The following is a 10892-nucleotide window of genomic DNA, read 5'->3' on the forward strand; positions in this document are numbered from 1 at the left end:
ATGGACGAGGCATTCCCCCAGAAAATTTTGAAAGTCCTGCACTGAGGCGCCGCCTACCCGGAACGGATGCCAAGGGGCACATTGAGAGATGGAAACTGAAGTACTCCGCGGGAGGGAGGAATACCCATGAGCCTTCACGATGAAGTTGCCGGCCGCCTGACGACCCATGTGCTCGATACAGCCAGCGGCAAGCCCGCCGCCAGCTTGCGGATCGATCTCTTTCGCGTCGATGGCGACCGCCTTCAGCCTTTGCACAGCACACGCACCAATGAAGATGGACGTTGCAACAAGCCGTTGTTGACCGGCGCTGATGTGCGCCCTGGCGCCTACGAGCTTCGCTTCCATGTAGGCGAATACTTCGGCGGCCGGGCCTCGAACGGCCAGACACCATTTCTCGACGTAGTCCCGATCCGCTTTGGCATCGATGATGAGAACGTGCATTATCACGTGCCACTGCTTGTCGCTCCCTTCGGCTATTCGACCTATCGGGGGAGCTGATTCCACATGGAACTTCAAATCCGCAATAGCATCCGGTTTCTTCTCAACGGCAAGGTTGTCGAGCGAACGGACGTTCCCCCGACGGAAACGCTTCTCGATTACCTCCGGCTCGACCGCAAACTGCGCGGCACCAAGGAAGGATGCGCGGAGGGCGACTGCGGCGCTTGCACTGTGCTCGTGGGGCGGTTGTCGAAAGGACAGCTCAAGTATGAATCGGTCAATGCCTGCATCCGCTTTGTTGGCTCACTCGACGGCTGTCACGTCGTAACAGTTGAAGCTCTGGCTGGATCGGATGGAAAATTGCATCCGGTGCAGCAAGCAATGGTCGATACCCACGCTTCGCAGTGCGGTTTCTGCACCCCCGGCTTCGTCATGTCGCTCTACGGCCTGTGGATGCAAAATCCGAAACCGAACATCCAGGAGATCGAAAAGGCACTGCAGGGTAATCTCTGCCGTTGTACTGGCTATGCCGCGATCATCCGCGCTGCAGAAAGCGTTACCGCCACTGGCGATCTGAACAGGGATCCGCTTGTCACCGAGCGGGCGCACGTTAGCGAGCAATTGCTTGCGTTGAAAGATGACAAGCGGGTTGTTCTCGGCGAGGGGAAGCAACAGCTTGTGCTTCCCGCCAATGTCGATGATTTCGCGGACGTGCTGGAACACAATCCCGGTGCCACGATTGTTGCGGGCTCGACCGATGTCGGCCTTTGGGTAACGAAGTTCATGCGCGAGATCGGACCGGTCGTTTTCCTTTCGCATCTGGATGACTTACGGGTGATAACGGAGGGCGACGATGGTCTGACACTCGGTGCAGGTGTCAGCTACACCGATGCATATCCTGTTATTGTCCGCCACTTTCCCCAACTGGAAGAGCTCTGGAACCGCATCGGCGGTGAGCAAGTCCGCAACATGGGGACTGTCGGTGGCAATGTCGCTAACGGCTCGCCAATCGGCGACACGCCGCCGGCCTTGATAGGCCTTGGTGCGACAGTTCGATTGCGCAGGGGTAAGAATCGGCGCTCCGTTCCAATTGAGAAATATTTCATCGAATACGGCAAACAGGATCGTGCGCCTGGCGAGTTCGTGGAAGCGATCCATATCCCTTATCTCGCCACCCGCGATCTTTACGGCGTCTACAAGATTTCGAAGCGGCTGGATGAGGACATTTCCTCGGTCTGCGGCGCATTCCGGATTTCTCTCGATGAACGAGGCCGGGTGGAAAACGCCATTGCCGCGTTTGGGGGCCTGGCTGGAACACCCAAACGTGCGACAGCGGTCGAAACATCGTTGACTGGCGCCGTTTGGGATGAGGGCGCAATCGAAAAGGCCGCCGCGGCATTCTCAGATGATTTCACACCACTGACGGATTGGCGTGCCTCCGCCGACTACCGCCTGCTGGTCGCGAAGAATCTTTTGCGGCGTTTCTACCTTGAAACAGGCGGCGAGCATGTCCGGTTGAACCGCTACGAATTGGCATTTGGGTGAGGAGCGCGCAATGAATTCAATTCAGCCGATTACCCGAATACGTGGTGGCGTCCATGAAAAGCAGCCGCACGAGTCGGGTCACAAGCACGTATCCGGTACCGCCGAGTATATCGATGATATGCCGGAGCCGTCCAACACGCTGCATGCCTATCTTGGCCTGTCACAGCGGGCACACGCGGAAATTGTGTCCATCGATTTCGAGGCGGTGAAAGCAAGCGCCGGCGTTATAGGCGTCCTGACTGTCGACGATATTCCAGGTCACAACGACGTTAGCCCCGCGGGCAAGAATGACGATCCCGTCTTCGCTATCGGCAAGGTCGAATTCCACGGCCAGCCCATCTTCGCGGTGATTGCAGAAACGCGCCAGATCGCGCGTCAGGCGGCATCGAAGGTAAAGATCGAGTACCGTGATCTCGATCACGTCACCGACATACTGGAAGCGGAAAAGGCCAACTATCCGCTGGTAATCGATCCCCTGAAGCTGGAACGGGGCGACATTGCGGCTGGCCTTGCCGGTGCAAAGAACCGTTTGAGCGGGGAAATGCGCATTGGTGGGCAAGACCACTTCTACCTCGAAGGCCATATCGCTTTTGCCATTCCCGGTGAGGATGACGAGGTGACGGTTTTTTCCTCAACCCAGCACCCGAGCGAAACGCAACACATGATCGGGCACGTTCTCGGTGTCCCCTCGAATGCCGTGACAGTTAATGTGAGACGCATGGGTGGCGGCTTCGGTGGCAAGGAAACACAGGCCAATCTCTTTGCGGCGGTCGCGGCAATTGCCGCCAAGAAGTACCATCGGGCCGTGAAAATCAGGCCCGATCGCGACGACGACATGATTGCTACAGGCAAGCGTCACGACTTTCATGTGGTCTATGATCTTGGCTTTGACGACGATGGGCGCATTGCAGCTGTCGATGCGACGTTTTCGGCGCGCTGCGGTTTCTCGGCAGACCTTTCCGGCCCTGTCACGGACCGCGCTCTCTTCCATGCCGACAATTGCTACTTCTATCCGAATGTTCGGTTGCGTTCGCGGCCGCTAAAAACCAACACCGTTTCCAACACGGCCTTTCGCGGGTTCGGTGGCCCGCAGGGCATGGTCGGCGGCGAGCGCATGATTGAAGAGATTGCCTATGCGCTTGGCAAGGATCCGCTGGAAATTCGCAAGGCCAATTTCTATGGCGGTGAAGGACGCAACCTTACGCCGTACCATCAGACAGTCGAAGATAACATCATCCCGCAAATCGTTGCGGAGCTTGAGGATTCATCTGGTTATGCGGCTCGGCGCGAGGCGATTATCAACTTCAATCGCCACAGCCGGATCATCAAGCGGGGCATTGCGCTGACACCGGTGAAGTTCGGTATCTCCTTCACCAAAACGGAATATAACCAGGCTGGCGCTCTCGTCCATGTCTACACCGACGGTTCAATCCACCTCAATCATGGTGGCACCGAGATGGGACAGGGGCTGAACACCAAGGTTGCGCAGATTGTCGCCGACGAATTCCAGGTCGATCTCGATTGCATCAGAATAACAGCAACGACAACCGCAAAGGTTCCGAATACCTCTGCGACGGCGGCTTCTTCCGGTTCTGATCTCAACGGCATGGCCGCAGCCAATGCCGCCCAACAGATCAAGGCGCGCCTTGTTCAATTTGCCGTCGAGCACTATGGTGTCGCGCAGGAACAGGTCTTTTTCGAAGCGAATACGGTCAGAGTAGCTGACAGATTCATTCCATTTCCCGAATTCATCAAATCCGCCTACGGCGCTCGTGTGCAGCTGTCGGCAGCAGGCTTTTACAAGACGCCAAAGATCCACTGGAGCCGGGCGGAGGGCAGGGGCCGCCCCTTCTACTATTTCGCCTATGGTGCTTCCGTGTCCGAGGTAAGTATCGACACGCTGACCGGCGAATATCAGGTCGATCGGACCGATATTCTCCATGATGTTGGCAGGTCGTTGAACCCGGCACTCGATCTTGGCCAGGTAGAAGGCGCCTTCGTGCAGGGCATGGGCTGGCTGACGACGGAAGAGTTGTGGTGGGATGCCAAGGGACGACTGCGCACGCATGCGCCGTCAACCTACAAGATTCCGCTGGCATCGGATCGCCCGCGCACGTTCAACGTCAATCTCGCGAACTGGTCGGTCAACCGCGAGGAAACGATCCGCCGCTCCAAGGCCGTCGGCGAGCCGCCATTCATGCTGGCAATCTCCGTGCTCGAGGCGATCTCGATGGCGGTTGCCAGCGTAGCGGACTATAGAATCTCGCCGCGTCTCGATGCCCCGGCCACACCAGAGCGGGTATTGATGGCGGTAGAACGTTTGCGGTCGGTGGGCAAGGAGCTGTGAAATCCCATGCCAACGAACCGCGACGATATCCGGAACTTTCTGAATAGACGCAGGCACGCCGTTCTCGTTGAGGTGGAAGCCGCAGACGGCTCCACTCCGCGCGAGGCCGGAGCTTGGATGCTGGTGGCGGCGGATCGCATTTTTGGCACCATAGGCGGTGGGCAGCTCGAATATATGGCAATTGATCACGCGCGCAGGGCGCTCCAACACGGCTGCCAAGTGGATGAAATGACGATCCCGCTCGGACCGGAGATCGGCCAATGCTGCGGTGGCCGTGTCTCCTTGGGCTTCAAACGGGTTGATCGAGCCGTGGCTATGACATTGATCGAGAAGGTCGACCTTGAGATCGCCCAGCGGCCGCATGTTTATGTTTTTGGTGCCGGCCATGTCGGTGATGCTTTGGCCATGGCGCTATCGCTTGTGCCATTGCGGACGATATTGGTCGACACACGCGAGGAGGAACTTTCCGCCACGCAGGTACCCGGCATCCAAACCTGCCTGACGGCCATGCCCGAAGCGGTTGTTCGTGATGCGCCGGCGGGAAGTGCATTCGTTGTCCTCACCCACGACCATGCGCTGGATTTCTTGATTACGGCCGAAGCGCTTGCCAGGAATGACGCGTCCTACGTGGGCATGATCGGGTCGAAGACCAAGCGGGCCACATTCCGCAATTGGTTGACCCGTGAGGTGGGTCGTCCTGAGGTTTTTGACAAGCTGGTCTGTCCAGTCGGCGGAACTGCCGTGAAAGACAAGCGGCCGACTGTCATTGCGGCTCTGGCGGCGGCTGAAATCATGATGTCGGCGTTGAATTATCGGCCTGCGGCAGTTGCTGGACCGAAAGAACGCAGGCGAGCCAACGCCTGAACCGTTTATTCCAACATTGCATTGACGAGGCGTTGACAGCGTTCGGTCATGAAATCGATGATGAGGCGGACCTTTGGATCCTGAAACCGCTTGTGCGGGTAGATCGCGGCAAGCTGAATGCTGGCTGGCGGCGTGTCTTCGAGGATCGGTTTCAGCGTTCCGTCATTGAAATGGCTTTTCACTTCAAACAACGGTTTGTTGATGATGCCGCGACCTTCTAGCGCCCATTGTGTAAGCACATCGCCATCATCGGAATCGTAAGGACCGCTGACTTCCAGCTTGCGAATACCTTCGGGCACTTGCAGCGTCCAGAAATATTCCTTGGAGCCTGGATAGCGTAGCAGCAGGCAATCGTGATGTTCGGCTATCAGATCATCGGGCGTTAAAGGAGTGCCGCGCCTTTGAAGATACTCGGGCGACGCGCAGATTACCCTTTCACAATTCATGATGCCGCGCATGCGCAGATTGGAGTCTTCGAGTATGCCGAGCTTGAAGGCCACGTCGACACCCTCGCTCATTATATCGACGTTGTGATCTGACAGTCGCAGCCGCACTTCGATATCCGGGTACTTGTCGTGAAACTCCGGAATGCCGGATGCGATCAGGCGCCGGCCAATGCCAAGGGGTGCGGTGATGCGAATTGCACCTTTGGGCTTTTTCGATAGATCGGCAATCGCCGCTTCGGCCTCATTGATTGCCTCGATAATCTTGACCGCGCCTTCATAGAATACGCGGCCGTGCTCGGTAGGAGTCAGTTTGCGCGTCGTGCGATTGAAAAGACGGACGCCAAGATGACGCTCGAGTTCCTTGATCCGATTGCTGGCGACAGCCGGAGAAGCGCGTTGGTCGCGTCCGGCGGCAGAAAGGTTTCCAAGTTCGACGACGCGAACAAAAACACGAAGGTTATCAAGGTACGACATTATTTTCGCCCGAAGCCTTACACTGTCTGGTGATCTAGCATTTTAAAGATTTTTTTGAAAGAGATGGGTCCATTACGGTGTTTCACATGAGCATAGGCTTTGGCACATACTCTCCCGCAATAAATGGGAGAGCCGCATGTACGAATTCGCTATTGCCTGGGACTGGATGAACTTCGCTGTTCGCTGGTTGCATGTGATCACCGGCATTGCCTGGATCGGCTCGTCCTTTTATTTCGTGGCGCTTGACCTCGGCTTGCGTCAGCGTCCGGACCTTCCAGCCGGTGCCCATGGTGAGGAGTGGCAAGTTCACGGCGGCGGCTTTTACCATATCCAGAAATATCTGGTGGCGCCGGAGCAGATGCCCGAACATCTGACATGGTTCAAATGGGAATCCTATGCGACGTGGCTTTCGGGCTTCGCCATGCTTTGCATCGTCTACTATGCAGGCGCTGATCTGTACCTGATCGATCCGCATGTACTCGACGTGTCGCGTCCAGTTGCTATCGCGATTTCTCTCGCATCGATTTTTGGCGGCTGGATCGTCTATGACACGATCTGCAAGTCGCCGCTCGGCAGGAACGATACGCAACTGATGGTGCTGCTGTATTTCGTGCTGGTCGGCATGGCATGGGGCTATACGCAGCTCTTTACGGGGCGTGCTGCGTTTCTTCATCTCGGCGCGTTTACAGCGACAATCATGTCCGCCAATGTGTTCATGATAATCATCCCGAACCAGAAGAAAGTCGTTGCCGACCTCATCGCAGGCAAGGTTCCGGATCCTGCGCTGGGCAAACAGGCCAAGCAGCGCTCGACCCACAACAATTATCTGACCCTGCCAGTGCTGTTCCTCATGTTGTCGAATCACTATCCGCTGGCATTCGCGACCAAGTACAACTGGATCATTGCTTCGCTGGTGTTCCTTATGGGGGTGACAATCCGCCATTGGTTCAACACCCGGCACGCCCGCAAGGGGGAACCGACGTGGACGTGGCTGGTTACCGCGATTCTCTTCGTCATCATAATGTGGCTGTCGACGGTGCCGAAGATCCTGTCAGGCGAAGGTGCAGAGGAGAAGGTTTCCGCTGTCGAGCAGTCGTTCGTTTCCGCCGAAACCTTCCCCAAGGTGAAGGACACTATCCTCGGACGCTGCTCGATGTGCCATGCCAAGGAACCCGGCTGGGAGGGCATCATCGTGCCGCCCAAGGGTGTCGTGCTGGAGACCGACAGCGAGATCGCAGCCCATGCGCGCGAGATCTATCTGCAGGCCGGACGCTCGCATGCAATGCCGCCGGCGAACGTCAGTGGTATCACCGACGAGGAACGCCGCCTGCTCGCCAGCTGGTATGAGACCACAGTTCAGGGAGGAACAGTCCAATGAGCCAATTGCTTTTGCGCGGCCGGGTGCTGACTTTCGTCGACGAGCCGACGAGCATCGACGATCAGTCAGCCTATAGCTATTTCGAAGATGGCGCGGTGCTGGTCGAGAACGGCAAGGTTGTCGAAGCTGGCGAATACGCGGCCTTGGCGTCGGTTGCGGGTCCGCAGACGCAGATCGTCGATCACCGGCCCCATTTGATCCTGCCGGGCTTCATCGACACCCATTTGCATTTCCCGCAGACGCAGGCGATTGCCTCTTATGGTGCACAGCTCATGGAATGGCTGAACACCTACATATTCGTAGAAGAACAGAAATTTTCCTCCACGGCGCATGCCGATTTCATCGCCGGCCGCTTCATGGACGAATTATTGCGCAACGGCACGACAACGGCCGCTGCCTATTGTTCGGTTCACCGGACCAGCGTCGATGCCTACTTTGCTGCCGCTGAGAAGCGCAACATGCTGATGATCGGCGGCAAGGTCATGATGGATCGCAACGCTCCCGAGGCGCTGCGCGATACGCCGCAATCGGGCTATGACGATACCAAGGCACTCATCGCCATGTGGCATGGCCGCGGCCGCGCACATTACGCGATCAGTCCGCGCTTCGCCATCACCTCGACACCGGAGCAGATGGATATGAGCCGTGCTTTGGTGCGCGAGCATCCCGAGTGCTATGTGCAGACGCATCTATCTGAAAACAAAGACGAAATTTCCTACGCGACTTCTCTCTATCCCTCGGCGAAGGATTATACCGACATCTATGCGAACTATGATCTTCTCGGATCCAAGACATTGCTCGGACACTGCATTTTCCTTTCGGACCGGGAAATCGCGACACTCGCCGATGCGAGGTCGGTGGCGGTCTTCTGTCCGACCTCCAATCTGTTCCTCGGCAGTGGCTTGTTTGACCAAGGCCGGTTCAAGGAGCTTGGTGCGCGCACGTCCGTTGCGACCGATGTGGGTGGCGGGACCAGCTTCTCAATGCTCGAGACGATGAGCGAGGCCTACAAGGTCTTGCATGTGCAGGGGCAGCGCCTCTCACCATTCACTTCCTACTACATGATGACGCTCGGCAATGCCCGAGCACTAGGTCTTGAGGATCGTATCGGTTCGCTGCGTGCGGGTGCCGATGCCGACATAACCATTCTCGACAGCCGTGCCAAGCCGGCGATGGAATTGCGCATGAGGACTGCCACGACCTTGGCGGAGGAGCTGTTCATCCTGCAGACCATGGGCGATGATCGTTCTGTTTCAGAGGTTTACGTCGCCGGCAAGCCCATGAAGAGCGGGCTCGATCAGGCTGCAGCGTCCGTTGGGGCTCGATCCTTGCCTGAATTGCAGCCGGCTTGATCAGTCAGGGGTAGTGGCGCGATTTTCGCGTCACTACACCAAAATTTAAACCTGTGATGGAAAAAACCATATCATTTTCGACATTTCTTGCATGAGAATCGGTCAGTCTTGCGCAAAAATCACGCCATCTTGCGCGAAAGCCGTCGAGCCTCTAAAAATTACCGGTCCTTTTCAATTGTGAGGACGATCTTGCCGATATTGGTATTCGCTTCCATCAATGTATGGGCCTGACTTGCCTCGGTAAATGGAAAGCACGCGTGGATAAGCGGCCGGCATTTTCCCTCGGCGAGCAGCGGCCAGACATTGGCTTCAAGCTCGGCGGCGATCCGCGCCTTTGCCTCGAGAGACTGCGCGCGCAGCGTTGAGCCGGTGTGCGTCAGGCGCTTCATCATCAGACGCATAAAATCGACATCGGCGCGCGAGCCTTGCAGGAACGCGATATTGACTATCCGTCCGCCGACCCCGGCCGCCTGGTAGTTTTTCTCGATATAAGGACCGCCGACCATGTCGAGGATGACGTGGGCGCCTTGCCGTTCGGTCACCTCCCTGACCTCTGCCAACCAATCCGCTGTGCGGTAATTGATCGCCGTATCCGCGCCGAGCTCGCGGCAGGCGGCGCATTTTTCGTCCGTCCCTGCGGTTACGATCACTGTCGCACCCAATGCCTTGGCAAGCATGATCGCGGTCGTTCCAATCCCTGATGCGCCACCATGGATCAGCAGGGTTTCACCCTGTTTCAAGGCGCCAAGCTCGAAGACGTTATGCCAAACGGTAAAGAAGGTTTCCGGCACAGCGGCTGCTTCAACAAACGAAAGCCCGCCGGGGATCGACAGCGCGCTCAAATTGTCGACAAGCGCATATTCGGCGTAACCGCCCCCCGGTGTCAGAGCGCAGACCTTGTCCCCCACCTTCCATCGCCGCACGCCCGTTCCCACGGCCGCTACCGTTCCCGCAACTTCGAGACCCGGCAGGTCGGAGGAGCCTTTCGGCGGCGGGTAGCTACCCGCGCGCTGGAACACGTCGGGGCGATTGACACCGGCGGCGGCGACACGAATGAGTATTTCGTTTGCCGCAGGGGCAGGAACAGGCCGCTGTTCCGCTTTGAGAACATCAGGGCCACCCGGTTCGCTGATGGCGATCACAGTCATGCTTTCGGGAAGGCCGATCATTGCCGTATCTCCGGATATGGGATCGAAGGAAGAAGTCGGGCCGAGCGGGCGGTCAGATACTCAATCGAAAATACCTTCGCTGTGCTTCTCCACGTAGGCGGCGAGGCCGAGCGTATGATCGCGGCAAAGCTTTTCGGCCGTTTCGGTATCGCGCTTTTCCAAAGCCGCAATGATGGCCAGATGATCTTTTATCGACTGGGATGCGCGGTCATCGCGTCCTATGGTTATCTTCCGGATGCCGCGAACGTGGAGGAGAATGTTCTCGGTCGTTTCCCGGAGAATTTTCGAATCCGTCATCTGGATCAGGGTCTGGTGAAACTGCAGATTGGCTTCGGAATATTCGCCCAGATAATCGGCCGGCTTGTGGCCCTCATGGAACTTTTCGAAGAGCGTCCTCAAGCGCGCAATATCCTTGCCGCTGGCATTGAGTGAGACGAGGCGGGCAGCCATGGCTTCCAAAGCAGCCCAGACCTGGATCATTTCGATTACTTCACGCTTTGTCTTGCGCAACACCATGATGCCGCGGCGAGGGATGGATTTCACAAACCCCTGTTGCTCCAGCATCGCGATTGCTTCGCGGATGGGTGTACGGCTAACACCAAGCCGATCGGCCAATTGCCGTTCGTCGAGCCAGGTATCTTCCGACGTGGCATAGATGTCCATATTGGCGATGGCCTGTTTCAACGTCGCATAGATTCGCGTTTTGAAGTTTGGCTCGGCCGCAAAGGGTTCAAGGACGAGGTCCGGGGTGACGTCATCGGCCAGCGGCCAACGCATGTGGGTTCTCGGGCTCACGTCGGGTCATCTCCATTTATATTTGGAATGTATAATACCATATTTAAGTCATTGAAGTCATTTTGCGAGTTTTTGCAACCATTT

At 57.1% G+C, this 10892-nt stretch carries 9 protein-coding genes; 6 read left to right on the top strand and 3 right to left on the bottom strand.

Annotation, left to right across the window (positions count from 1 at the left end):
• Positions 1-126 precede the first annotated feature (126 nt).
• The 4 genes from uraH to xdhC are packed head-to-tail and all read left to right on the top strand — an operon-like array spanning position 127 to position 5194.
• On the top strand, positions 127-498 hold the full coding sequence (uraH, locus tag J2X72_RS18210) for a hydroxyisourate hydrolase (RefSeq protein WP_310074165.1): 372 nt from the start codon (positions 127-129) through the stop codon (positions 496-498).
• 6 nt (positions 499-504) lie between these two features.
• The gene (gene xdhA / locus J2X72_RS18215) at positions 505-1983 is read left to right on the top strand and encodes a xanthine dehydrogenase small subunit (protein WP_310074168.1); all 1479 of its coding nucleotides are present in this window, start codon (positions 505-507) and stop codon (positions 1981-1983) included.
• A gap of 10 nt (positions 1984-1993) precedes the next feature.
• Positions 1994-4330 carry a xanthine dehydrogenase molybdopterin binding subunit gene (gene xdhB / locus J2X72_RS18220; protein WP_310074171.1) on the top strand — a complete coding sequence of 779 codons (2337 nt, stop codon included), beginning with the start codon at positions 1994-1996 and terminating at the stop codon, positions 4328-4330.
• Between the two features lie 6 nt (positions 4331-4336).
• A complete protein-coding gene (xdhC, locus tag J2X72_RS18225) occupies positions 4337-5194 on the top strand; it encodes a xanthine dehydrogenase accessory protein XdhC (protein WP_310074174.1) in 858 nt (285 codons plus the stop codon).
• A 5-nt stretch (positions 5195-5199) separates the two neighbouring features.
• Here the strand turns inward: xdhC and J2X72_RS18230 are convergent, their stop codons facing one another.
• The gene (locus tag J2X72_RS18230; protein WP_210003005.1) at positions 5200-6114 is read right to left on the bottom strand and encodes a LysR family transcriptional regulator; all 915 of its coding nucleotides are present in this window, start codon (positions 6112-6114) and stop codon (positions 5200-5202) included.
• 136 nt (positions 6115-6250) lie between these two features.
• Here J2X72_RS18230 and J2X72_RS18235 point away from each other — a divergent pair, with 136 nt between their 5' ends.
• The gene (locus J2X72_RS18235; RefSeq protein WP_310074178.1) at positions 6251-7492 is read left to right on the top strand and encodes a urate hydroxylase PuuD; all 1242 of its coding nucleotides are present in this window, start codon (positions 6251-6253) and stop codon (positions 7490-7492) included.
• Positions 7489-8844: a guanine deaminase gene (guaD, locus tag J2X72_RS18240; RefSeq protein ID WP_310074180.1), complete on the top strand. Its 1356-nt coding sequence runs from the start codon at positions 7489-7491 to the stop codon at positions 8842-8844. The genes J2X72_RS18235 and guaD overlap by 4 nt, the downstream gene beginning before the upstream one ends.
• A 158-nt stretch (positions 8845-9002) precedes the next feature.
• Here guaD and J2X72_RS18245 read toward each other — a convergent pair whose 3' ends face one another.
• Together J2X72_RS18245 and J2X72_RS18250 are read right to left on the bottom strand one after the other, a co-directional pair.
• Positions 9003-10013, bottom strand: a complete 1011-nt coding sequence (locus tag J2X72_RS18245; protein ID WP_310074183.1) for an NAD(P)H-quinone oxidoreductase — start codon at positions 10011-10013, stop codon at positions 9003-9005.
• Between the two features lie 60 nt (positions 10014-10073).
• The gene (locus J2X72_RS18250) at positions 10074-10790 is read right to left on the bottom strand and encodes a GntR family transcriptional regulator (RefSeq protein WP_112532300.1); all 717 of its coding nucleotides are present in this window, start codon (positions 10788-10790) and stop codon (positions 10074-10076) included.
• Between the last annotated feature and the right edge of the window lie 102 nt (positions 10791-10892).

It is taken from the genome of Phyllobacterium sp. 1468 (assembly GCF_031455525.1).
GTDB lineage: Bacteria > Pseudomonadota > Alphaproteobacteria > Rhizobiales > Rhizobiaceae > Phyllobacterium.